The 23030-nt window shown below is 68.3% G+C and carries 26 protein-coding genes; 14 read left to right on the forward strand and 12 right to left on the reverse strand.

The window, feature by feature from the left end:
* Positions 1–24 precede the first annotated feature (24 nt).
* Genes SGRAN_RS09570 through SGRAN_RS09600 form a run of 7 tightly spaced genes read right to left on the reverse strand, consistent with a single transcriptional unit; the run spans position 25 to position 7113 of the window.
* Positions 25–1065, reverse strand: a complete 1041-nt coding sequence (locus SGRAN_RS09570) for a type II secretion system F family protein (protein WP_210434221.1) — start codon at positions 1063–1065, stop codon at positions 25–27.
* Between the two features lie 13 nt (positions 1066–1078).
* On the reverse strand, positions 1079–2047 hold the full coding sequence (locus SGRAN_RS09575; RefSeq protein ID WP_067109097.1) for a type II secretion system F family protein: 969 nt from the start codon (positions 2045–2047) through the stop codon (positions 1079–1081).
* 60 nt (positions 2048–2107) lie between these two features.
* Complete coding sequence (locus SGRAN_RS09580; protein ID WP_067109100.1) at positions 2108–3397, reverse strand: AAA family ATPase; 1290 nt, start codon at positions 3395–3397, stop codon at positions 2108–2110.
* On the reverse strand, positions 3394–4038 hold the full coding sequence (locus tag SGRAN_RS09585) for a CpaD family pilus assembly protein (RefSeq protein WP_067183005.1): 645 nt from the start codon (positions 4036–4038) through the stop codon (positions 3394–3396). Before SGRAN_RS09585 ends, SGRAN_RS09580 begins: the two co-directional genes overlap by 4 nt.
* 26 nt (positions 4039–4064) lie before the next feature.
* Complete coding sequence (locus SGRAN_RS09590; RefSeq protein ID WP_067183007.1) at positions 4065–5534, reverse strand: type II and III secretion system protein family protein; 1470 nt, start codon at positions 5532–5534, stop codon at positions 4065–4067.
* Between the two features lies 1 nt (position 5535).
* On the reverse strand, positions 5536–6576 hold the full coding sequence (gene cpaB, locus SGRAN_RS09595) for a Flp pilus assembly protein CpaB (protein WP_067183010.1): 1041 nt from the start codon (positions 6574–6576) through the stop codon (positions 5536–5538).
* Positions 6577–6624: 48 nt separating this feature from the next.
* Complete coding sequence (locus SGRAN_RS09600) at positions 6625–7113, reverse strand: A24 family peptidase (RefSeq protein WP_067109112.1); 489 nt, start codon at positions 7111–7113, stop codon at positions 6625–6627.
* Between the two features lie 109 nt (positions 7114–7222).
* Here SGRAN_RS09600 and SGRAN_RS09605 point away from each other — a divergent pair, with 109 nt between their 5' ends.
* Positions 7223–8353, forward strand: coding sequence for an NAD(P)/FAD-dependent oxidoreductase (locus SGRAN_RS09605; protein ID WP_067187011.1), 1131 nt, complete (start codon positions 7223–7225; stop codon positions 8351–8353).
* A gap of 88 nt (positions 8354–8441) precedes the next feature.
* Positions 8442–8618, forward strand: a complete 177-nt coding sequence (locus SGRAN_RS21700; RefSeq protein WP_076074922.1) for a YegP family protein — start codon at positions 8442–8444, stop codon at positions 8616–8618.
* Between the two features lie 31 nt (positions 8619–8649).
* Here SGRAN_RS21700 and rnhA read toward each other — a convergent pair whose 3' ends face one another.
* The 3 genes from rnhA to ispH are packed head-to-tail and all read right to left on the reverse strand — an operon-like array spanning position 8650 to position 11043.
* Entirely contained in the window at positions 8650–9102 is a 453-nt protein-coding gene (gene rnhA, locus SGRAN_RS09610; protein WP_067183013.1) for a ribonuclease HI, read from the reverse strand.
* Positions 9099–10058: a homoserine kinase gene (gene thrB / locus SGRAN_RS09615; RefSeq protein ID WP_067183015.1), complete on the reverse strand. Its 960-nt coding sequence runs from the start codon at positions 10056–10058 to the stop codon at positions 9099–9101. The genes rnhA and thrB overlap by 4 nt, the downstream gene beginning before the upstream one ends.
* Before the next feature lie 13 nt (positions 10059–10071).
* Positions 10072–11043 (reverse strand): 4-hydroxy-3-methylbut-2-enyl diphosphate reductase, encoded by a 972-nt coding sequence (gene ispH, locus SGRAN_RS09620; protein WP_067183018.1) that lies wholly within the window; start codon positions 11041–11043, stop codon positions 10072–10074.
* A gap of 483 nt (positions 11044–11526) precedes the next feature.
* On the opposite strand from ispH, the gene SGRAN_RS09625 reads away from it, so the two are divergent.
* The 9 genes from SGRAN_RS09625 (at position 11527) to tatC (ending at position 18811) form a co-directional block, all read left to right on the forward strand.
* Positions 11527–12132, forward strand: a complete 606-nt coding sequence (locus tag SGRAN_RS09625) for a hypothetical protein (protein ID WP_237234017.1) — start codon at positions 11527–11529, stop codon at positions 12130–12132.
* Positions 12133–12282: 150 nt separating this feature from the next.
* Complete coding sequence (argS, locus tag SGRAN_RS09630; protein WP_067183022.1) at positions 12283–14010, forward strand: arginine--tRNA ligase; 1728 nt, start codon at positions 12283–12285, stop codon at positions 14008–14010.
* Complete coding sequence (locus tag SGRAN_RS09635; protein WP_067183025.1) at positions 14010–14786, forward strand: SPOR domain-containing protein; 777 nt, start codon at positions 14010–14012, stop codon at positions 14784–14786. The genes argS and SGRAN_RS09635 overlap by 1 nt, the downstream gene beginning before the upstream one ends.
* 108 nt (positions 14787–14894) lie before the next feature.
* Positions 14895–15902, forward strand: coding sequence for a beta-N-acetylhexosaminidase (nagZ, locus tag SGRAN_RS09640; RefSeq protein ID WP_067183027.1), 1008 nt, complete (start codon positions 14895–14897; stop codon positions 15900–15902).
* A gap of 7 nt (positions 15903–15909) precedes the next feature.
* Complete coding sequence (locus SGRAN_RS09645; RefSeq protein WP_067106537.1) at positions 15910–16683, forward strand: segregation and condensation protein A; 774 nt, start codon at positions 15910–15912, stop codon at positions 16681–16683.
* A complete protein-coding gene (scpB, locus tag SGRAN_RS09650; protein WP_067183031.1) occupies positions 16680–17273 on the forward strand; it encodes an SMC-Scp complex subunit ScpB in 594 nt (197 codons plus the stop codon). Before SGRAN_RS09645 ends, scpB begins: the two co-directional genes overlap by 4 nt.
* Positions 17274–17298: 25 nt before the next feature.
* The gene (locus SGRAN_RS09655) at positions 17299–17526 is read left to right on the forward strand and encodes a twin-arginine translocase TatA/TatE family subunit (protein ID WP_067106498.1); all 228 of its coding nucleotides are present in this window, start codon (positions 17299–17301) and stop codon (positions 17524–17526) included.
* A gap of 38 nt (positions 17527–17564) precedes the next feature.
* The gene (tatB, locus tag SGRAN_RS09660) at positions 17565–18005 is read left to right on the forward strand and encodes a Sec-independent protein translocase protein TatB (protein WP_067183033.1); all 441 of its coding nucleotides are present in this window, start codon (positions 17565–17567) and stop codon (positions 18003–18005) included.
* Positions 18002–18811: a twin-arginine translocase subunit TatC gene (gene tatC / locus SGRAN_RS09665; protein ID WP_067183036.1), complete on the forward strand. Its 810-nt coding sequence runs from the start codon at positions 18002–18004 to the stop codon at positions 18809–18811. The genes tatB and tatC overlap by 4 nt, the downstream gene beginning before the upstream one ends.
* 19 nt (positions 18812–18830) lie before the next feature.
* On the opposite strand, the gene SGRAN_RS09670 is transcribed toward tatC, so the two are convergent.
* Together SGRAN_RS09670 and mgtE are read right to left on the reverse strand one after the other, a co-directional pair.
* Positions 18831–18962, reverse strand: a complete 132-nt coding sequence (locus SGRAN_RS09670) for an entericidin A/B family lipoprotein (RefSeq protein ID WP_067106494.1) — start codon at positions 18960–18962, stop codon at positions 18831–18833.
* 244 nt (positions 18963–19206) lie between these two features.
* Positions 19207–20670: a magnesium transporter gene (gene mgtE / locus SGRAN_RS09675; protein WP_067183039.1), complete on the reverse strand. Its 1464-nt coding sequence runs from the start codon at positions 20668–20670 to the stop codon at positions 19207–19209.
* 180 nt (positions 20671–20850) lie between these two features.
* On the opposite strand from mgtE, the gene SGRAN_RS09680 reads away from it, so the two are divergent.
* From SGRAN_RS09680 to SGRAN_RS09690, 3 genes are all read left to right on the forward strand, one after another.
* A complete protein-coding gene (locus SGRAN_RS09680) occupies positions 20851–21300 on the forward strand; it encodes a peptidylprolyl isomerase (protein WP_067183041.1) in 450 nt (149 codons plus the stop codon).
* A 96-nt stretch (positions 21301–21396) separates the two neighbouring features.
* Positions 21397–22245, forward strand: coding sequence for a carboxylating nicotinate-nucleotide diphosphorylase (nadC, locus tag SGRAN_RS09685; protein WP_067183044.1), 849 nt, complete (start codon positions 21397–21399; stop codon positions 22243–22245).
* On the forward strand, positions 22232–22948 hold the full coding sequence (locus SGRAN_RS09690) for a ribonuclease T2 family protein (RefSeq protein ID WP_067183047.1): 717 nt from the start codon (positions 22232–22234) through the stop codon (positions 22946–22948). Before nadC ends, SGRAN_RS09690 begins: the two co-directional genes overlap by 14 nt.
* The last annotated feature ends 82 nt before the right edge of the window (positions 22949–23030 follow it).

Here is a 23030-nt window from a genome sequence, read left to right on the forward strand (position 1 = left end):
GGCGGGCCCGCGCCCGCCCCGCCTTCAGCTTCCGCCGCCCATCGCGCCGGCGAGCGCGTCCTTGAGCGAGCAGGCCGCCGGACCCAGGATCACGATGAACAGGCACGGCAGGATGAACAGGATCAGCGGCACCGTCATGATCGCGGGCAGGCGCGCGGCCTTTTCCTCGGCGCGCATCATGCGCTCGTTGCGGAATTCCGCCGACAGGACGCGCAGCGCGCTGGCCAGCGGGGTGCCGTATTTCTCGGTCTGGATCATGGTCGTGACCACGCCCTTCACCGCTTCCAGATTGACGCGATAGGCCAGGTTCTCGAACGCCTGGCGGCGCTCGGTCAGGAAGCCCAGCTCGATCGAGGTCAGCGCGAACTCCTCGCCCAGTTCGGGATAGGCGCGGCCGAGCTCGCGCGACACGCGCGAGAAGGCGGCGTCGACGGTCAGGCCGGCCTCGGCGCAGATCACCAGCAGGTCGAGCGCGTCGGGAAGCCCCTTGCGGATCGCGTCGGTACGCTTCTGCCGCTTGTTCTGCACGAACAGGTCGGGCGCCTTGTAGCCGAGGATCAGCGCCGCCATGGTGAAGCCCGAACGCTTCATCGGCGTCAGGTCGGGCCACATGTCGATGCCATAGATCAGGAAGGCCGCCAGGCCGCCGAGCAGGATCGGCAGCACCAGCCGGCCGAAGATAACGGCGACGGCGAGGTCCTTGGAGCGGATGCCGGCCTGCGCCAGCTTCTGCTGCACATCCTTGATCTGCTCTTCCTGAAGCACCTGCAGCTTGCCGAGGAAGGTCCGCATCCGGTCGGCGGTCTGGTTCTTGCGGACCAGCCGCGCGCGGCGCTTCGCGGTCGATGCGGTGATCCCGGCCTTGAGCTGTTCGCGGCGTTCGTTGAGCGCCTTGACGCGCTTCGCCATCGGATCGCGCACGGTCAGCGCGCCATAGATGGCGACGAGCACCGCGAGCACGCCGACGACGGCGAGCATGGTCGCCGCCCAGACGACATCGACGCCCAGAAGCGTCGGGCCCGGCTGGGCTCCGGTGAAGGCGGTGAGGAGGAGGCTGCTGGTCATCGGGTCGGCGTCCTCAAATCTCGAAACTGATCATGCGCGACATGATGAAGGCGCCCAGGCTCATCCAGATCAGCCCGCCCATCCCGGCGATCATCAGCCGCTCCTCGTGGAAGAAGCCGCTCAGATATTCGGGGTTCATCATCCAGACGATACCGAACACGAAGAAGGGCAGCGAGCCGACGATATAGGCGGAGGCCTTGGCTTCCGACGACATGGCGCGGATCTTGAGCTTCATCTGCGCGCGCTTGCGCAGCACGTCGGACAGGTTGCCCAGCGTTTCGGCCAGATTGCCGCCGGTCTCGCGCTGGATCGCGATCGTGATGCAGAAGAACTGGAATTCGGGCGTGCCGAGCATGTCGGCCGATTCCTGCAGCGCGGCCTCCATCGTGTTGCCGATGCGGATGCGCTCGATGATTCCGCGGAATTCCTCGCCCACCGGACCGGGCAGTTCCTGGCTGACGACCTGAAAGGTCTCGGTGACCGGCAGGCCCGACCGCAACCCGCGCACCAGCAGGTCGATCGCATCGGGAAAGCGGGTGGTGAACTGGGTCACGCGTTTCTTGATCAGGCGGCCGACGATCATATAGGGCAGGCCGATCCCCGCCAGCAGGCCGAACAGGATCGCCAGCATGAACGGCGCGCGCATGATCAGCATCAGCGCCGCCACGACGACGAACAGGATCATCGTCGCGAACATATATTGGGTGATGTTCCACGTCTTGCCGGTCCGGCGCAGGCGCAGTTCCATCTGCTCGCGGCGCGGCATCAGGCTCGACAGCCGGTTGCTCCCGGCGCTCGACGCCTGGATCGTCTTGCGCATCTGCGCCGCGACCACCGCCTCGGTCGAGGCGGCGTGCCGATCCTTCACCGACGCCAGCCGCCGCGACTTGGCTTTCCCGGCCGAAGGGCCGCCCAGCAGGACGACAAGCGCCGCGAAAGCCAGAAAGGCGGTGGCGATGATGAGGATCACTGGCAGGTTCATGGTCGGATTCGTCCGGTTGAGGGGTGTCGCGCCGGCCGCCGGAGCGGCCGCTTCACCCCCTTATTTCGCGCCCTTTTTCGCCATCAGATTGCCGATGCCGCCCAGCTTGCCGAGCAGCGATCCGCTGGCCGCATCCTTCGCGCCGCCCTTTGCGGCCGGCGCCGCGACCTCCTCGCCGTCGCCGTCGGCGCCGTCGAGGATCAGGCGCATCAGATTGGTCCACGCCTGCGCGCCCTTGGTACCCTTGCAGATTTCCGCATAGGATTTGCCGAGCTTCGCCGCCTGGCTGACCAGCTTCGGATCGAAGGGGATGACGATGTCGATCGACCGCTCGATCGACGATTCGAATTCCTTGCGCGACAATTCGCCGATCGCGCTCTGGAACTTGTTCGCGACCAGGATCACCCGCGCCGCGGGGATGTTCTGCTTGAACCAGGACAGCAGGCGGATCGTGTCGCGCGCCGAGGCGAGCGTGACGTCGCTGACCAGCAGGATCGTCCCGGCTTCCGACACCAGGTGCGGGAAGGGGATCAGCACGTGCCGCGGGATGTCGACGATCGTCATCTCGAAGGCGCCGCGCAATTCCTCCTCGAGCTGGAAGAAGGCCGACCCGTCGGTCATCACCGGCTGGTGGATCGGCGCCTCGGCCGACAGCAGGCTCAGCTTGTCCGACGCGCGCACCATCGCGCGCTCGATGAACAGGCCGTCGATGCGGCTCGGATTGTCGATCGCGTCGATCAGGCCGCGCCCCGGCTCGAGGTCGAGCGTCAGCGCGCCGGTGCCGAAATGGACGTCGAGGTCGAGCAGCGCGGTCTGGCGGCCGGCCTGCTCGCTCATCACCCAGGCAAGCGAGGTGGATACCAGCGACGCGCCGACGCCGCCGCGCACCCCGACCACCGCCGTCATGTGGTGCGGCTTGTCGTCGTGCACGTCGCCGTGCTTGGGCGCGGTCAGCATCGCCTGCGCCATCGCCAGCGATTCGCGGACCTGATCGAGCGACAGCGGCTTCAGCAGATAGTCCTGGATGCCGCTCGACAGCAGGTCGCGATACAGGCGGACGTCGTTGACCTGCCCGGCGGCGATCACCACCGTTCCCGGCTCGCACACTTCGGCGAGCGCATTGATGTCGTTGATCGGATCGCCCGATTCGGACATGTCGACGAACAGGATGTTCGGGCTTGCCGACACCGACAGCGACTGCACCGCGTTGCGCAGGCCGCCCTTGTTGCACTTCTCGATCGGCCAGCCCATGTCGCCCGCGGCGACGCGGATCAGCTCCAGCGTATCGTCGTCGCAGACGAAGGCATTGAACGGGTCGCGCAGCCCAGCGGCTTTGAAGGGAGCGTTCACTTGGCACCTCCGTTGCTGGTCGACTGACCGCGCAGTTCGCCCGCGCCGGTCTGCGGCTTCTCGCGATAGGTCTTGATCGCCTTGGTCGCGGCGGCAGGGTCGCTGCGGTCGTTCGACGCGCCCTTGATCAGGTCGTTCGGGTCGGCGACCATCGCGGCGAGGTTGCTGTTGGTCGCGCAGCCATAGTTGGACGAGGTCGCGTTGGTCGGGTTGATCGAATAGTTGCTCGCCCAGTCGGGACAGCCCGGAACATGCGCGCTCGCCCGCGTGATCACGACGCGCAGATGGCCGGGCGCGACCGATCCTTCGGTCACCGGGGCCTCGCGGCTCAGCAGCAGCCCGCGCTTCTCGACGATCGAGCGCACCGTGGCCTGCGCCGCCGCGGCGCCATAGGTCGAGGAATCCTCGACCGCGATGCGGTCGCCATAACGCGCGCCCATCGCGTCGAGCCAGCCTTCGAGGCGACCCTGCTCGCTGGGCGGCAGATCGCCGTTCGCTGCCGCGACGTCGAAATGATAGGTGGCGTTGCGCACCAGCGGCTGGTGGACCGATTCGAGGCTGCGGTTGCTGTAGGCCGAGCCGGTGCATCCGGCCAGCGCGGTCGCCAGTCCCAGGGCGGTCAGAGTTGCGATCTTCTTCATCACTTTAGCTCCTGAAAACCAGCGCCTTACTTGCTGAGGCTGAAACCGGGCGAAACGTCGCCGCTGCCGCGCGGACGGGTGGCGTCGCCGGGCGCGCCGTCGAGCTGCGGCTTGGGACGATCGCCGCCGGTGACGCCGTCGCTCGATTTGCCGAGCAGCAGCCGCGACGCGTCGTCGGAGACGCGGAAGGCGTCGGTCGGCAGCTTGATCTCGTTCGCCGAAACCGGGTTCACCAGATAGGGGGTCACGACGATCACCAGCTCGGTTTCGCCGCGGCGGAAGCTGTCCGACTTGAACAGGCTGCCCAGGATCGGCACGTCGCCGAGGCCGGGAACCTTGTCGATCGCGCCGACCGAACGATTGTTCATCAGTCCCGCGATCATGAAGCTTTCGCCCGAGCCCAGTTCGACGGTCGTTTCGGCACGACGCACGGTGAGCGCCGGAACCTGGAACCCGTCGAGTTCGATCGCGCCGTCGGTCGTCAGTTCGGATACTTCCGGCCGCACGCGCAGGCTGATCCGGCCGTTCGACAGCACGGTCGGCGTGTAGGCGAGGCTGACGCCATATTTGCGATATTCGATCGTCGTTCCGGCGAAGTTGCCGGGGATCGGAACCGGATATTCGCCGCCCGCCAGGAAGTCGGCGGTCTCGCCGGAAATCGCGGTCAGATTGGGCTGGGCAAGCGTGGCGACCATCCCCGAGCGTTCGCCGAGGTCGAGCGAAGCGATCAGGTCGACGCCGAACAGCCGCCCGGCGGCCGCCAGGCTGTTGATTCCGGTGGGCGTCTCGACCGTATAGGTGGTCGATCCGTCGGGATTGGTGGTGATCGTGCCGGCCTTGCGCCCCCTGAACACGCCGCCCAGGAAGCCGCCCGTCATGTCCCGCGTCAGCAGGTTGCCGCTCATCTCCTTGACCAGCGAGCGGTTCACTTCGGCGATCCGCACCTGCAGATTGACCTGCAGCGGCGTCGCCGTGCGCAGGCGCGACAGCACCTTGGTCTGTTCGCCGACGAACGCCTGCACCAGCCGTTCGGCCTCGGCCGCGTCGTCGGGCGACTGGACGGTGCCGGTCAGCAGGACGAAGCCGTTCATCGTGTTCGCCGCGATCTTCGCGTCGGGCATCGCCAGCGTCAGCATCTGGTCGATCGTCTCGATATTGTTGCCGACCCGCGCGACCGTCGAATAGACGACGCGGCCGCCGGCGTCGGTCGCATAGATGCTCGTCTCGCCCGGCGCCTTGCCGAATATGTAGAGCTGGCGGTTCGACCGCACCTGCACGTCGGCGACCTTGTCGTCGGCGACGAAGACGTCGGCCATCGGGGCGGGCAGGTTGATCAGGCGCCCGCGGCCGACCGACAGGTCGATGCTGCTGCTGGCATTCTGCGTCGCCTGCGCGGTTGCGGGCTGCGACGGGGCGGCGGCCAGGGTTGCCGCGACCAGGCCGACGGCCAGGGTGCGGGCGAGCGCCGCTGCCTTGAAATTGGCTTTGCTGTTCATCTTACTTACCCCCAACCGGAACTTCGGTGGTCTTGTCGCCGCGCGTCACGCGGACGACCGGGCCCCGCGGCGCGGCCTGAGCCGCGCCCCCGTATGCCGCTGCCGGCGCGTCCGCCATCGACTGCTGCTGCGGCTGGCGCGGCGCCGCGACGCGGCCCCGGACCGGCACCCAGAAGCGCGAGACGTCGCCGCCGGTGGTGGCCGACGAGCGGCTGGCGGTGGGACGCGCGGCGGCTTCGGCCAGCATCTTGCGTTCGGCGACGGTGCCGCCCTTGGCCGGCACGTCGATCTCGCCCGACGCGATCGCCGATTCGAGGTCGCCGGTGCTTTCGGCCAGCGGACGCAGCGCCAGCGACAGCCGGCCCATGTTCTGGGCGACGGCGATCTTCTCGGCGATCTCGGGCGTCGCCTCGAGCGTCACCGAGCCGAAGGTGCGGACCGGCGTCTTGCCCGTCTCGTCCTCGGCATCGTAGCGCTGGTCGGTCGCCAGGACGCGCACGTTGCGCACGATCGTCTCTGCGGTGAAAAGCTGGTCGTCGGGATAGGCGCTGCCTTCCTTGACCGAAATCTCCTGCGACAGCAGCACGTCGACGCGGTCGCCCGGGAAGACGAAGCCCGCGACGCCCTGTTCCTGCGACACCTTCACCGTGACGGCGCGCATGCCCGGGCCGAGCGCCGCGGCCAGGAAGCCGCGGTCGTCGGGGTGGACGAGCGCGCCCTGCGTCAGCGGCTGGCCCGCGGTGATCGGATAACGCACCACGGTGCCGACCAGCGTGTTGACGTCGGTCTTGTCCTTCAGGAAATAGGCCTTCTCGACCAGCTCGGTCGGCCACGGCTGAAACCGGAAGCTGTCGGGGCCGATGATCGTGCCCACCGGCAGTTGCCGCGTTGCGACCAGGATCATCGGGCCGGAAATTTCCGGCGCCGCCGCCGCGCGGGCGGGCGGGGTCGAAGACCCGCGCATCATCAGATTGACTCCGAACGCCGCACTGACCGCAATGACCAGCGCGCCGACGATCAGCATAATCTTTCGCGTATCCATGACGATTTTTCGCCCTCCTGCACCCACCAGAAACGGCTGTGCCTACCCTCAGGCCGATCCGATAAACTGAAACTGGTTAAGATAGTGTTGGTGAAGCGCCCAAAGTCCGGCCGCCGCGATCGCGACCCCATAGGGGACCTCGACCGGCTTGCCCGACGGACGCAGCTTGATGTGAACGAGCATGATCGCGGATAGCAGGCCGCCGCCCAGTGCCATGACGGTCAGCATGGGAACGAACAGCGGCAACGGAATCCACAGCATCACCGCGCCGATCATCTTGACGTCGCCGCCGCCCATCGCGCCGATGGCGAACAGCCCGGCGAACAGCAGGAATACCGCGAAGGCGGCGCCGAACTGGATCGGAATGTCGGGCCACAGCGACAGACCGCTCGCGATCCAGAAGGGAATGGCGAGCAGCGCGATCGTGCCGTTCAGCCCGTTCGAGATCGACCGCGACCGCAGGTCGCTGACCGCGGCGGCGATCATCAGCGCGGCGAGCAATGCCATCAGGCCAAAAGCGATCGAGCTGCGGTCCATGGCTCTATCCCTTAAGCATGATGGCTTACCAAAGCGTAACCATGTGCAGAGCTGCGGTTCATTGGGCGCGCCGCTTGCATTCCGGCGTCCAGCCGATATGCGCGGCTGCATGGCCGCTGCTTTCCCTTCCGCAACCGATGTTCTCATCGTCGGGGCAGGCATGGCGGGAAGCGGGCTGGCGGCGGCGCTCGCGCCCCATCGCCGGGTGCTGATGATCGAAGCGGAGGACGCGCCCGGCTATCATGCGACGGGGCGGTCGGCGGCCTTCTGGCAGCAAAGCTACGGCGGGCCGGGCGTCCAGCCGCTCACCGCCGCCTCGTTCGAGGCGCTCGCGCATCCCGACCCGGCTTTTTCGGACCGGCCGTTCCTGTTGCCGCGCTCCTCGCTGATCGTCGGCCGCACCGAAGAGGCGCCGATGGTGGACGCGTTCATCGCCACCTTCGCCGCGCGCGGCGTCGACGTCGCGCCGCTGGCGGCCGCCGAACTCGCGACGCGGGTGCCGGGCCTGCGCGCCGGGTGGACCGCGGCCGCGTCCGAACCCTCGTGCCGCGACATCGACGTCGCGGCGCTGCATGCGGCGTGCCTGCGCGCGGCGCGGCGCGGCGCGGCGATGCTGGCGACGCGCGCGCCGCTGATCGCCGCGCGCCGCGAAGCCGACGGCTGGACGGTCGAGACCGGGCGGGGGACCGTGCGCGCCGCGGTGATCGTCAATGCCGCCGGGGCGTGGGCGGACCGCGTCGCGGCCGCCTGCGGCGCGGCGCCGATGGGCATCCGGCCCTATCGTCGCACCATGGCGCAGGTCCGGCTGGGCGCGCCGGTTCCGGCCGCGCTGCCGCTGATCGTCCATGTCGGCGGTGATTTCTATTTCAAGGGCGCGGGCGAGGGACGCATCTGGCTGAGCCCGCACGACGAAACGCCGTCCCCCCCCGGCGATGCCGCGCCCGAGGACATCGACGTCGCGCTCGCGATCGCGCGATTGCAGACGGTGGTCGACTGGCCGGTCGCGGCGGTCGAGCGCAAATGGGCCGGCCTGCGCAGCTTCGCGCCCGATCGCCTGCCGGTCTTCGGGGCCGACCCGCATGTGTCCGGTTTCGTCTGGTGCGCGGGGCAGGGCGGTTTCGGCATCCAGACCGCGCCCGCGATCAGCGCCCTGCTCGCCGCCGGACTCGGCGCGCCGATGCCGGGTGGCGCGATCGGCGCGATCGACCCCGCCGCCTTTTCGCCCGCGCGCTTCGCCTGACCGCAACGCGCGCTTGCAACGCGAAACGGGCGGCTTACCATGGCCTGGCCGCCGCGAACCGGCGGCACCCCGAAACGCGGAGGACCCGATGGCGCATTATTTCGAGATCAAGAAGAACAAGAAGGGCGAGTTCGTCGCCTATTTCAAATATAACAGCGAGCCGATCTTCTGGACCGAAGGCTATACCAGCAAGGCCTCGGCCAAGAATGCGATCGAGTCGATCCTGAAGAACGGCCCGGGCGCCGAAGTCCGCGAGGCCGAATAGGGACGCCGGACAGGCGCGCGCGCGCGGGCGTTCAGCGCGCCCGCGCGACCTCCAGCGCCGCGTCGCTCGCCAGCCGGTCGGCCAGTTCGTTGTCGCCGTGCCCGGCGTGGCCCTTGACCCACAGCCATTCGATGCGATGGCGTTTCGCCTCGCTCAGCAGCCTTTGCCACAGGTCGGCATTGGCGACGGGCTTCTTCGCGGCGGTCTTCCAGCCGTTCTTCTGCCAGCCGTGCACCCATTTGGTGATGCCGTCGCGGACATAGACGCTGTCGGTCGACAGCTCGATGTCGCAGCTTCGCCTGAGCGCGGCGAGCGCCTCGATCGCGGCCATCAGCTCCATGCGGTTGTTCGTCGTATCGGGTTCGCCGCCCGCCAGCGTCTTCACCGCATCGCCCCAGCGCAGCACCGCGCCCCAGCCGCCGGGTCCGGGATTGCCCTTGCACGCGCCGTCGGTGGCGATGACGACCGTCCGCGTGTCGTTCATACCGCGAACAGCGCCGCGGCGTCATGCGCCTGATAGCGGCGCAGGCGGGCGAGGAGCGGGGCCGGGTCCTTGCGGGTGACCAGCGCGTCGGCGGGGGTATGGACCCAGTCGTGCGCGCGGGTCAGCAGGAAGCGCAGCGCCGCGCCGCGCGCGAGCAGCGGCAGCGCCGCGACCTCGGCGTCGGTCAGCGCGATCTCGCGGGCATAGCCGCGCATCAGCGCCTGCGCGCGCGCCGGGTCGCAATGGCGGCCGTCGTCGGAGAATGTCCAAGAGGCATGCGTGACCGCGAGGTCATAGGCGCGGAAATCGCTCGCCGCGAAATAGAAGTCGATCAACCCCGTCACCCGGTCGCCCAGCATCAGCACATTGTCGGGAAACAGGTCGGCATGAATCACATGCGCGGGCAGATCGCCCGGCCAGTGGGCATCGAGGAAAGCGAGTTCGGCGTCTACGAGATCCTGCAAACCCGAAATCACCGCGTCGAGGTCGCCGGTCGCCTCGGCGATGGCGCGCCAGTGGCGATGGCCCATGCTGTTCTCGCGCCCGCCGGGGAAGCTGGCGGCCGCGCGGTGCATCGCGCCGAGCGCCGCGCCGACCGCCTCGCACTGGCTCGGCATCGGATGGCTCGGCGAGATGCCGGGCAGGAACTGGATGATGCACGCGGCGCGGCCCGAAATCCGCTGGATCGCCTCGCCGTCGCGGTCGCGGATCATCGCCGGAACCGGGCAGCCGTGATCGGCGAGATGGCCGAGCAGGTCGACGAAGAAGGGCAGGTCGCCCGCCTGCACCCGCTTTTCATAGAGGGTCAGGATGAAACGGCCGTCGGTCGTCTCGAGCAGGAAATTGCTGTTCTCGACCCCCTCGGCGATGCCCTTGCACGACACGACGGTGCCGATGGCGTAGCGGGCGACCAGCGCGGCGAGGTCGTCGGGGTCGACGTGCGTGTAAACGGCCATCGGGCTTTGATCCTTATGCCGCCGGTTCGAGCCCGCGGGGCAGCTTGAACACCATATTCTCCTCCGCCGACACGATCGTCTGCTCGGCGATCGGACGGTGGGCGGCTACGGCGTCGATGACTTCGCGGACCAACGTTTCGGGCGCGCTGGCGCCGGCGGTGATCCCCAGCGTGGCGATGTCGGCCAGCCACGCGGGGTCGATGTCCACCCCGCGCTGGATCAGGTGCGCCGGGGTGCCGAGCCGTTCGGCGACCTCGACGAGCCGCAGGCTGTTCGAACTGTTCGGGGCGCCGATCACGATCACCCGGTCGCAACGCGGCGCGATCGCCTTCACCGCGTCCTGCCGGTTCGACGTCGCATAGCAGATATCCTCGCCGCGCGGGCCCTGGATCGACGGAAAACGGTGGCGCAGCGCGGCGACGACGCTGGCGGTGTCGTCGACCGACAGCGTCGTCTGGGTCAGGAAGGCCAGCTTGTCGGGATCGGGCGGCGTCAGCGTCGCGACGTCGTCGACCGATTCCACCAGCGTCATCGCGCCTTCGGGAAGCTGCCCCAGCGTGCCGATCACCTCGGGATGGCCGGCGTGGCCGATGAAGATGATGTGGCGCCCCGCCTCGCTCGCGCGCTCGGCCTGACGGTGGACCTTGGACACCAGCGGACAGGTGGCGTCGATATAGTCGAGCCCGCGCGCCTCGGCCTTCGCGGGCACCGCCTTGGGAACGCCGTGGGCACTGAACACCACCGGCACGCCGTCGGGAACCTGGCTCAGCGATTCGACGAAGATGGCGCCCTTCGCCTTCAGCGCGTCGACGACATAGCGGTTGTGGACGATCTCGTGCCGGACATAGACGGGCGCGCCATAGCGTTCGATCGCCAGTTCGACGATGCGGATCGCGCGGTCGACGCCGGCGCAGAAACCGTGCGGAGCGGCGACCAGAACGGTCAGTTCGGCACGGCCCGGCGTCAGGGGGGAAAGGGCGTTCATGGTGCGCGCGCTCTAGCGCAGCAGGCGCCATGCGGTAAAGCTCCCCGTTGCGCCGCGTTCATCGCACCGATAAGAAGCGGCGCGCATAGGAGCATTCTCCAATCAGGTGGAATCACCTGACGACTCGGAGAATGCGGAAAACAATGAAGAAACTAAGGCTTGTGGGGATTCGGAGTCTATCGCCGCGATATTGTATAAAGCCGTGTTCCCCCGCGAAGGCGGGGGTCCATCTTCGGCCGGTTCCATCTCGAAACCGCCGCAGATGGGTCCCCGCCTTCGCGGGGACACACGATAAAGGACAGTTGCAAGACGAGTCCCCACACGCCTTAGAGCACTGAACGATTCAATCTAATCGTTCAGTGCTCTAGGGCGCGAGATTGTCCGTCCCGCCGCACCCGTTTGGAAAGCTCGATCATCATGACCCCCATTTCGCCTTCGCTCCGTAAGACAATGACGATGCTCTGCGGGGCGGCGGCCTTGACGATGGTGGCTGGCTGCGCCGGCGACAACGAGATCGACGTGTCGGCCGGCGTCGGCATCACCGCGACGCGCTCGACATGTCCGGCGGTGGCGGTGCCGCTCCATACCGGCGACATCACCCTGTTCGACCCGGCGACCAGCCGCGACGCCAGCGCGATCGACGTCGTCGCCTCGATCACCAACCTCGCGCCGCAGTGCAACGAGGGCGGCGAGAAGGTGTTCCAGCTCGCGTCGTTCGACGTCGTCGCGACGCGCCGCGACGCGGGGGCGGAACGCACGGTGACGCTGCCCTATTTCGCGACCGTCGTGCAGGGCGGCACCGCGATCGTCGCCAAGCGGCTGGGCCAGGTCAGCGTGACCTTCCCCGCCGGTCAGACGCGCGCGGTCGGGCACGGCCAGGCGTCGGCCTATGTCGACCGGGCCGCCGCGACCCTGCCCGCCGACATTCAGGAACGCATCACCCGCAAGCGCAAGGCGGGCGATCAGGACGCCGCGATCGACCCGCTCAGCCAGCCCGAGGTGCGCGCCGCCGTCCAGCGTTCGAGCTTCGAACTGCTCGTCGGCTTCCAGCTCACGCAGGACCAGCTCGAATACAACGTCCGACGATAGGGCGCGCGCCGCCGCCGCGGCGCCGTTCGCCAGCCTCCCGCGCCCCCGCCCGCGCCAGCACGCCGGCCCGGGCGACGCGGGGCTTTTCGTGCCCGCCAAGCTGCGGTAGGGCGCGCTCCATTCCGTTCGACCCAAGATAGGCCCGATGCCGTGACCCTGTTCAGCCGCTTTTCCGACCATATCAACGCCGCGCTCGATGCGCTCGTCGCGCAGGGCGCGCTGCCCGCCGGGCTCGACCGCGGCGCGATCAGCGTCGAACCGCCGCGCGATCCGTCGCACGGCGACGTCGCGACCAACGCGGCGATGGTGCTCGCCAAGCCGGCCGGCACCAACCCGCGCGCGCTCGCCGAACAACTCGTGCAGCAACTGGGCGCGCTGGACGAGGTGGTAGAGGCGAGCGTCGCCGGTCCCGGCTTCATCAACCTGCGCCTCGCCGACGAAAGCTGGCGCGCCGAACTGGCGCTGGTCCACGCGCAGCGCGAAGATTACGGGCGGTCGGCGGTCGGCGCGGGGCGCCGGGTCAACGTCGAATATGTCTCGGCGAATCCCACCGGCCCGATGCACGTCGGCCATTGCCGCGGTGCGGTCGTCGGCGACGCGCTCGCCGCGCTGCTCGAATATGTCGGGCATCGGGTCACGCGCGAATATTATGTCAACGACGCCGGCGCGCAGGTCGACGTGCTCGCGCGCTCGGCGCACCTGCGCTACCGCGAGGCGCTTGGCGAGGCGATCGGGGCGATCCCCGAAGGGCTCTATCCGGGCGACTATCTGAAGCCGGTCGGCGAAAGCCTCGCCGCCGAATATGGCGACCGCTTCGTGACGGCGCCCGAAAGCGAATGGCTGGTGCCGTTCCGCAAGGTCGCGGTGGCGGCGATGATGGACATGATCCGCGCCGACCTCGCCAAGCTGGGAATCCATCACGACCTGTTCGCGTCGGAGGCTGAATTGCAGGCCGCGGGCAAGCCCGCCGCCGCCGAGGCGTGGCTGCGCGAGCACGATCTCGTCTACGACGGCCTGCTCGAAGCGCCGAAGGGCGAGACGCCCGATGATTGGGAGCCGGTCGAGCTGCCGCTGTTCCGCTCGACGCGTTTTGGCGACGATCAGGACCGGCCGATCCGGAAATCGGACGGAAGCTGGACCTATTTCGGCGCCGACCTCGCCTATCATTACCAGAAGGCGCAGAATGCCGACGAGCTGATCGACATCTGGGGCGCCGACCATGCCGGCACGGTCAAGCGCATCAAGGCCGCGGTCGCCGCGCTGACCGGCGGCAAGACGCGCTTCGACGTCAAGCTCGTCCAGATGGTCCGCCTGCTCAAGAATGGCGAGCCGTTCAAGATGTCGAAGCGCGCGGGCAATTTCGTGACGCTCGCCGACATCGTCGACGAGGTCGGCAAGGACGCGGTGCGCTTCACCATGCTGACCCGCAAGGCCGATGCACAGATGGATTTCGATTTCGCCAAGGTGGTCGAGGCGTCGCGCGACAATCCGGTCTTCTATGTCCAATATGCGCATGCGCGGATCGCCTCGCTCAAGCGCAAGCTCGCGGAGGCGGGGATCGCCCCCGCGGCGCCGAACCCGGCGCGGCTCGACGATCATGAACTCGGTCTCGTCAAGCTGCTCGCGCAGTTCCCGCGCATCGTCGAATCGGCCGCGGCGGCGCGCGAGCCCCACCGCATCGCCTTTTATCTGGGAGAGGTCGCCGCCGCCTTCCACGCGTGGTGGAACATGGGCAACGACCGGCCCGAGGCGCGTATCATATTGACGCAGGACGCCGAACTGACCGCGACGCGGCTTTATTTGGCCGACGGAATCGGGCAGGTTATCCGCAACGGGCTGCACCTGATGGGGGTCGAGGCGCTCGAGGAGATGCTGTGATGGCCGAAGAGACGGACGCTGGGCTGGGTCTGGAGGGCGAGGATCGCCTGCCCTGGCTGGAGGCTGCGGAGGATTTCGAGGATGACGGCGAGGTGTCGCCGGTGCGCCTGCTCGTCATGGTACTCGGCGGGCTGCTGCTGATCGGCGCCGTGCTCGGCGGCCTGTGGTGGATCCAGAACGGCGGTGCGCGCGGCAAGGGCGAACTGATCGCCGCGCAGGAAGGCGATTACAAGGTCGTGCCGAGCAACGATGCCGCCCGGACGTTCGAGGGCGAAGGCGACGCCAGCTTCGCCGCGAGCGAGGGCGCCGAACCCGCGGGCCGCGTCGATCCCAGCCGCATGCCCGAAGAACCCGCGGTGACGCCGGCCGAGCGCGAAGCGGCGGCCAGGGCGGCCGCTGCAAAGACCAGCGCCGACAAGGCGACGGCCGCGAAGGCGGAGGCGGCGCGCATCGCGGCCGCCGACAAGGGCAAGCCGAAGCCCGCCGCCATGTCGGTCAAGACCGCCGACGACACGGCGAAAGAGGCGCCCGCGCCCGGCGGCACGACGATGGTCCAGCTCGGCGCCTTCAGCAGCGAGGCGGCGGCGACCAAGGCGTGGACGAACCTGTCGAAGCGTTTCGCCTATCTCGCGGAGCTCAACCGCTCGGTCTCCCCGGCGAAGGTCGGCGACAGCACCGTCTATCGCCTGCGCGTTTCGGCGGGAACGGCGGCCAATGCGGCCGGCCTGTGCGGAAAATTGCGCGTTGCCGGCGAAAATTGCGTCATCGTCCGCTGAATCGACCCGCCCCGCCGCACGCGGCATTGGTTCGGCGGCGCGGCTATGGCATGATGTCCGACTTGGTTGCCGCATGAGGGGGCGCCGACCGATGGAGGTTGACGCACGATGATACCCGCTATTTTCGGCCTGTCGGGCCTGACCCTGACCGAAGACGAGCGCGCCTTCTTCCGCGACAGCCAGCCCGCGGGCTACATCCTGTTCGGCCGCAATATCGCGAATCGCGACCAGCTGCGGCGCCTCACCGACGATCTGCGCAGCCTCGACGGCCGCGACCCGCTGCCGATCCTGATCGATCAGGAGGGCGGGCGCGTCGCGCGCATGAAGGCGCCCGAATGGCCCGATTTCCCCAGCGGCGCGGCCTTCGACGCGCTGTACGAACGCGCGCCGGCGAGCGCGATCGAGGCGGCGCGGCTCAACGCGATGGCGCTCGCGGTGATGCTGGCGGAGGTCGGCATCACGGTCGACTGCCTGCCGCTGCTCGACGTGCGCCAGCCGGGGGCGAGCGACGTCATCGGCGACCGGGCGCTGGGCAGCGAGCCGATGCGCGTCGCCGCGCTCGGCCGCGCGATCCTCGGTGGATTGCAGGCGGGCGGCGTGCTCGGCGTCGTCAAGCATATCCCCGGCCACGGCCGCGCCCGGTTCGATTCGCACGAGGCGCTTTCGGTCGTCACCGCGTCCGATCACGACCTCCAGACCGATCTCGCGCCCTTCGCCGCGCTGCGCGATGCCGCGATGGCGATGACCTGCCACGTCGTCTTCGACGCCTGGGACGCCGATCGGCCCGCGACGCTGTCGCCTTTCGTCATCGACCATGTGATCCGGCAGCGGATCGGTTTCCACGGCCTGCTGATGACCGACGACCTCGACATGAAGGCCTTGTCGGGCGGCGTGCCGCAGCGCGCGGCGGCGGCGATCGCGGCGGGGTGCGACATCGCGCTCAACTGCTGGGCGAAGATGGACGACATGATCGGCATCGCGCACGCGCTCGATCCGATGGGCCCGGCGTCGCTCGCGCGGCTCGAAGGCGCGATGGACCGCATCGCCGGCGCGCACGACCCGCGCGCGTTCGACCTGCTCGTCGACCAGCGCGACGCGCTGCTCGCGGTGGCCTGAGGCGCTGGTGGACGAACTGCCGCTCGCCTATGACGTCGTGCCGGCGGCAACGGAGCGCGAGGATGCGCTCCAGCTTTCGCTCGACAGCTGGGAAGGGCCGCTCGACCTGCTGCTGACGCTGGCGCGCAGCCAGAAGGTCGATCTGCGGCAGATCTCGATCCTCGCGCTGGTCGAGCAATATCTCGCCTTCATCGCGGAGATGCGGGCGCTGAAGCTGGAGGTCGCGGCCGATTATCTGGTGATGGCGGCATGGCTCGCCTACCTCAAGTCGGCGCTGCTGCTGCCGAAGGATCCGGCGGAGGACCCGTCGCCCGACGAACTGGCGCTGCGCCTGCAATTGCGGCTCCAGCGGCTCGCGGCGATGCGCGAAGCGGCGGCGCGGCTGCTCGCGCGCGACCGCGTCGGCCGCGACGTTTTTCTGCGCCCGCATCCGGAGGGGCTGCACGACGTCCGCAAGCGGCGCTGGGACGCCAGCCTCTACGACCTGCTCGCCGCCTACGGCCAGGTGAAGCTGCGGACCGAGCCGGTCGTGCACATGGTCGCGCGCCGGCCGGTGGTGACGCTCGACGCGGCGCTCCAGCATCTCGAACGCATGATCGGCGTCCGGCTCGACTGGGCCGAGCTGTCCGATTTCCTGCCGGCCGATTATGACGGACCCCTGCGCCGCTCGGCGATCGCGTCAAGCTTCCTCGCCGCACTCGAACTGGCGCGGCAGGGGCGCATCGATTTGCGGCAGGACGGCGCGTTCGAACCGCTCTATCTGAAGGCAGCAGGCGCATGATCGACGACCTCGAACGCGCGATAGAGGCGATGCTGTTCGCCAGCGACGAGGCGCTCGACGCGCGGCAGGTCGCGGCGCGCCTCGGCGGCGAGATGACGCCCGGCGCGGTGCGCGCGATCATCGCGGCGATCGCGGAGCGTCACGCCGGCAGCGGCATCGAACTGGTCGAACGCGGTGGCCACTGGCATTTTCAGACCCCGGCCGACCTCGCCCACCTGCTCCGCCGCGAACGCGACGACCCGCGCAAGCTGTCGCGCGCCGCAGCCGAGGTCCTCGCGATCGTCGCCTATCACGAGCCGGTCAGCCGCGCGGAGATCGAGGCGATCCGCGGCGTCCAGACGTCGAAAGGCACGCTCGACGTGCTGATGGAGGCCGAATGGATCGCCCCGGCGGGGCGGCGCGAAGTGCCCGGCCGGCCGCTGATCTACAGGACCACCGACGCCTTCCTCCAGCATTTCGGGCTGGCGAGCCGGAAGGACCTGCCGGGGATCGAGGATTTGCGTGCCGCGGGCCTGCTCGACCCCGTCGACCTTGCTTTCGAAGCGGCGATGGACGAGCTGGACCTAGTCAAAGACGGCGAAGATGCCTAGATGAGGCACCTCAAGGAGACGATAGATGGGTAGCTTCAGCATCTGGCACTGGCTGGTGGTCGGGATTCTCGTCCTGCTGCTGTTCGGCAAGGGCCGTTTTTCCGACATGATGGGCGATGTTGCCAAGGGCATAAAGAGCTTCAAGAAGGGCATGGCCGACGACGACGAGGCGCGCCCCGCGCCGCGGCAGATCGACGGACAGCGGTCGCCCGACGCGACGCCGACCCCGACAGCCGAAACCGAAAACCGCTGACCCCGGCCGTTACGACCGGCGCGGGATTGGGTTGAGCCATGTTTGACGTTGCACCGACCGAGTTGCTGCTCGTCGTGGTGGTGGCCTTGGTCGTCATCGGCCCGAAGGACCTGCCCAAGGCGATGCGCTTCGTCGGCAAGTGGGTCGGCAAGGCGCGCGGCATGGCGCGCCATTTTCGCGCCGGGCTCGACACGATGATGCGCGAGGCCGAGCTCGAGGAACTCGAAAAGCAGTGGCGCGCGCAGAATGAAGCGATCATGCGCGAATTTCCGAATATCGACGGCGTCGACGCGCCGACGATGCTGCCGGCGACGACGCTGCCTCCGGAGGCGAAGCGCGACGACGCGGGCGCCGGGCCCGATAGCCCCGGACCCGATAGCTCCGCTCCCGAAAATCCCGATCACGCCGCGGCAACCACAAAGCCCGAAACGCCGCGCGAAACGCACGAAGTGCCGCCGCCGGGCGGACCGCTGCCATGACCGTCGAGACCCCCGTGACCGCCGATGATGAGGATGGTGCCGGCGGCAAGATGCCGCTGCTCGACCATCTGATCGAATTGCGTTCGCGCCTGCTCAAATCCCTGGTGGCGATCGGGCTCGCTTTCGGGGTCTGCCTTTATTTCGCGCGCCCGATCTTCGGGGTCCTCGTCCATCCGCTCGTCGCGGCGGGGCAGGGCAAGCTGATCTATACCCAGCTTTTCGAGGCCTTCTTCGTCGAGATCAAGGTTGCGCTGTTCGCGGCGATGATGATCGCCTTCCCGGTGATCGCCAACCAGCTCTGGAAATTCGTCGCGCCCGGCCTCTACCGCAAGGAAAAGCGCGCGCTGCTGCCCTTTCTGTTCGCGACCCCGGTGCTGTTCGCGGTCGGCGCCTGCTTCGCCTATTTCATCACCGTGCCGATCGCGCTCAAATTCCTGCTCGGCTATCAGGGAGAGATCGGCGGCGTGACGCAGGAGGCGCTGCCATCGGTCGGCAATTACCTCAGCTTCATCATGCAGTTCATCATGGCGTTCGGCATCGCTTTCCTGCTGCCGATCCTGCTGATGCTGCTCGAACGGTCGGGGCTGGTGACGCGCGAGCAACTCGTCTCGGCGCGCCGCTACATGATCGTCGCGGCGTTCGCGGTCGCGGCGGTCTTCACGCCGCCCGACATATTGAGCCAGCTGCTGCTCGCGGTGCCGCTGGTCTTTCTCTACGAGCTGTCGCTGTTCGCGATCTGGTTCACCCAGCGCCGACGCAAGACAGGCGCCGAAACGGCGCCTGTCGAACCTCTCGAAGAGGCATAGGGGGTAAGCTTCCCGCCGATCAGTGGATGGCGTCGCTGCCGGCCTGGCCGACCGACTCGATGTCGCGGCCGACCCCTTTCACCGTATTGCAGGCAGCGACCAGAAAGCTGGCAAGCAGGGCAAGAAGGATAGCACGGTTACGCGTCGTCATTTTCCACCTCTACGGGTCTTGGTGCAAAATGGCCCGGCACGCTTCGAGGGGGGGGAGGGAATGCGGGCCGGGCCAATGTTGCTGAGCAGCGCTGCGGGGGGGCGTTGACCGCTGCTCGAAAGGGAAACCCGTGAAGGAGCCGGGGGTTCCCGAAAAAAGTGTCGGGGATGAAAATTTTTCCGGAAATCCCTGAATCGCGTGGTTTCGTCGCGTGGTTTCGCCGCGTGGAGTCCCGATGTCGATGTCAGAGCGTGGTGAGCCCGCTTGCCACCGCGAGCCCCAGGAATGCCAGAAACCCCATCGAATCGGTGGTCATGGTGACGAAGATCGAACTGGCGACCGCCGGGTCCTGATCGAGCCGGTCGAGCAGCAGCGGGATCGCGACCCCGGCGACCCCGGCGACGAAGATGTTGACGATCATCGCCGCGGCGATCACCCCGCCGAGCCCCGGATTGGCGAACCATAATGCCGTGGCGGTCCCGGCGATCAGCGCGATCGTCCCGCCGTTGAGCAGCGCGATCTTGATTTCGCGGAACACCGCGCGCCAGCTGTTCGAATCGGTGAGCTGGTTCATCGCCAGCGCGCGGACGGTGACGGCCAGCGTCTGCGTGCCGGCATTGCCGCCGACCCCGGCGACGATCGGCATCAGCGCCGCGAGCGCGACCATATGTTCGATCGCGCCGCCGAACATCCCGACGATGCTCGATGCGACGAGCGCGGTGCCCAGATTGGCGATCAGCCAGCGCACGCGCGCGCTGTAGGTTTCGCGGATCGGCTCGTTGATGTCGCCGTCGCCGGCGCCCGACAGCCGCAATATGTCCTCGCCCGCTTCTTCCTGGATGATGTGGACGACGTCGTCGACGGTGATCACGCCGACCAGGCGGCCCGCGCGGTCGACGACTGCGGCCGAAATCAGCGCATATTTCTGGAAGCGCAGCGCGACTTCTTCCTGATCCATGTCGACCGGGATCAGCGTCTGCTCGCGCTTCATCACGTCGCCGATCGCGATGTCGCGCGGGGTGCGCATGATCCAGCTGAGCTGACAGGTGCCGACCGGGCGATGCATCGGGTCGACGACGAAGATTTCCCAGAAATCGGTCGGCAGTTCGCGATCCTCGCGCAGCCGGTCGATGACGTCGCCGACGGTGACATGCTCGGCCACCGCGACGAACTCGCGCTGCATCAGGCGCCCGGCGCTCTCCTCGGGATAGGATAGCGCCTCTTCGATCGCGGCCCGGTCTTCGGGCTCCATCGCGTCGAGGACCGCCTGCTGTTCCTCTTCCTCCAGATCCTCGATGATCGCGACCGCATCGTCGGTGTCGAGTTCGGACGCGATCTCGGCGACCTGTTCGGGCGCGAGCAGGTCGATCAGCCCCTCGCGCACATGCTCGTTCATCTCGGCGAGCACGTCGGGGGACAGCATGTCGCCGAGGACGCGGGCGAGCGACGGCCGGTCCTCGTCCGATACCAGCTCGAACAGGTCGGCGATGTCGGCGGGGTGCAGGCGACCGATGCGCTCGCGCGCTGCCTCGTCCTCGCCCGCCTCGACCAGGTCGATGACGTCGCGAACGAATTCGGGCTTCAGCCGGTCGTCCTCGTCGAGCTCGGTCTCGGCTTCGCGCGGCGCGGGATCGCGATCATGCCCGCGGTCGTCGATGGTCGCGGTCGGGGCGTCATGGGGGGGCAGGGATTCTTCGCGTTTGTCCATCGCGGTCCTCCCTGTTGCTTGCGGGCGCTCGTCGCCGGCGGGCCGATCCTCCCCCTAGTCCGCGAACCGGGCGATGGCAACGCCGTGCACGCGCTGCGGCGGGTCCGGACCGCAATTAATGCGTGGCATCGCGGCCGGTGCCCGCTATGGCGCTGGCAAACCACTCACAGGAGCCTCCCTATGTCCGAACAGACCCTTACCCTGTCGCTGTCGACCGGCGATGTCGTCATCCGCCTGCGCCCCGACCTCGCCCCCCAGCATGTCGAGCGCATCACGACGCTGGCGAAGGACGGCTTCTACGACGACGTCGTCTTTCACCGCGTGATCCCCGGTTTCATGGCGCAGGGCGGCGATCCGACCGGCACCGGCATGGGCGGCAGCCCGCTTCCCGACCTGCCGGCCGAATTCAACGCCGAACCGCACGTGCGCGGCGTCTGCTCGATGGCGCGCGCGCAGAATCCGAACAGCGCGAACAGCCAGTTCTTCATCTGTTTCGAGGACGCCCGTTTCCTCGACAACCAGTACACCGTCTGGGGCGAGGTGATCGAGGGCATGGAGAATGTCGACGCCCTGCCCAAGGGCGAACCGCCGCGCGAGCCGGGCAAGATCGTCAAGGCGACGGTGGCCTGAATCGGCGTCCGCTCCCTCCCGCCTGCGGGAGGGGGCCGCGTCCGATAAATCAAACATCGAGTTGATTTGCCCCGCCCAGCCTCTATCGCGGGGGCCATGACCGATTTCACGCTCCCCGGCTTCGACCTCGACGCCTTCGTCCGCGCCACGCTTGCCGAGGATCTCGGCAGCGGCGGCGATATCACCTCGCAGGCGGTGATCCCCGCCGACGCGCGTTTCGACGGCGTGATGAACAGCCGCGACGCGATCGCCGTCGCCGGCCTGCCGATCGCCGAACGCTTCTTCCGCGCGCTCGATCCGGCGATGACGATCGAGATACTGGTGGAGGAGGGCGCGCAGGTGGTGCCGGGGACGCCGCTCATGCGCCTGTCGGGCAATGCGCGCGCGATGCTCACCGCGGAGCGTTCGGCGCTGAACAGCGTCCAGCATCTGTCGGGAATCGCGACGATGACGCGCCATTATGTCGATGCGCTCGCCGGGACGGGCGCGGTGCTGCTCGATACGCGCAAGACGATTCCCGGCCTGCGCATCCTCGAAAAATATGCGACGCGCATGGGCGGCGCGACCAATCACCGCATGGGATTGTGGGACGCCGCGATGATCAAGGACAATCATGTCGCGGTCGCCGGGTCGGTCGAGGAAGCGGTGCGCCGTGCCGTCGCGGCCGGAATCGCGACCATCATCGTCGAGGTCGACCGCGTCGATCAGGTCGCCCCCGCGCTCGAAGCCGGCGCGACGCATCTGCTGCTCGACAACATGGCCCCCGACCAGCTTCGCGAGGCCGTCGCCATCGTCGGGGGGCGTGTCCCGACCGAAGCGTCGGGCGGCGTGACGCTCGACACCATCGGCGCGATCGGCGCGACCGGCGTCACCTATGTGTCGGTCGGCCGGCTGACCCAGTCGGCGCCCGCCGCCGATATCGGGCTCGACTTTGCGCTGGCCTAGCGCCGTCGCGCTCGCCCTGGCGCTGTTCCCTGCCGTCGCCCAGGCCTGGGCGCCCGCCTGCACGCTTCCCGACCGCATCCCCGTTCCGCGCGTGGAAAAGCCGCCGCGCGGCGAGCCGGTGCGCACGCCGAAGATCGGCGGCTATCTGCTTGCCATGAGCTGGTCGCCGCAGCATTGCGCGCGCGTCCGCAATCCGAAGGGCGCGCGCGACCGCTTCCAATGTTCGGGCGAGGGCGGCCGCTTCGGCTGGGTGCTGCACGGCCTGTGGCCCGAAGCCGACGGACCCGCCTATCCGCAATGGTGCCGTCCGGCGAAGGTCGTGCCCGCGCCGGTGCTGCGCCGCCATCTGTGCATGACGCCGTCCGCGCAGCTCCTCCAGCACGAATGGGCGAAGCACGGCACCTGCATGAGCCCGCACCCCGCCGCCTATTTCCGCGCCGCCGAGATATTGTTCGGCGCGGTGCGCTTTCCCGACATGGCGGCGCTCGCCGCAACGCCACAAACCGCGCAAACCATCCGCCAATCCTTCGCCACCGCCAACAAGGGCATTACCGCGCCGATGGTCGCGGTGGCGGTCGATCGCGACGGCTGGCTCGACGAGGTGCGCCTGTGCCTTGGGCCGCGCATGCGCCCGCAGCGATGCAAGCCGTTTCAAGCAGGCGCCGGCGATCGCCGCTCGGTACGAATCCGCCCACCGCGTTGAGGCGGCGGCGTCCCGTCGCGGGACAGGGTGCGCGTTAACGCTCTTTTAACCTTACTCGGCCGTTAGGGATTCCCTAGCGTCG

Source organism: Sphingopyxis granuli (genome assembly GCF_001559015.1).
Taxonomy (GTDB): Bacteria; Pseudomonadota; Alphaproteobacteria; order Sphingomonadales; family Sphingomonadaceae; genus Sphingopyxis; species Sphingopyxis granuli.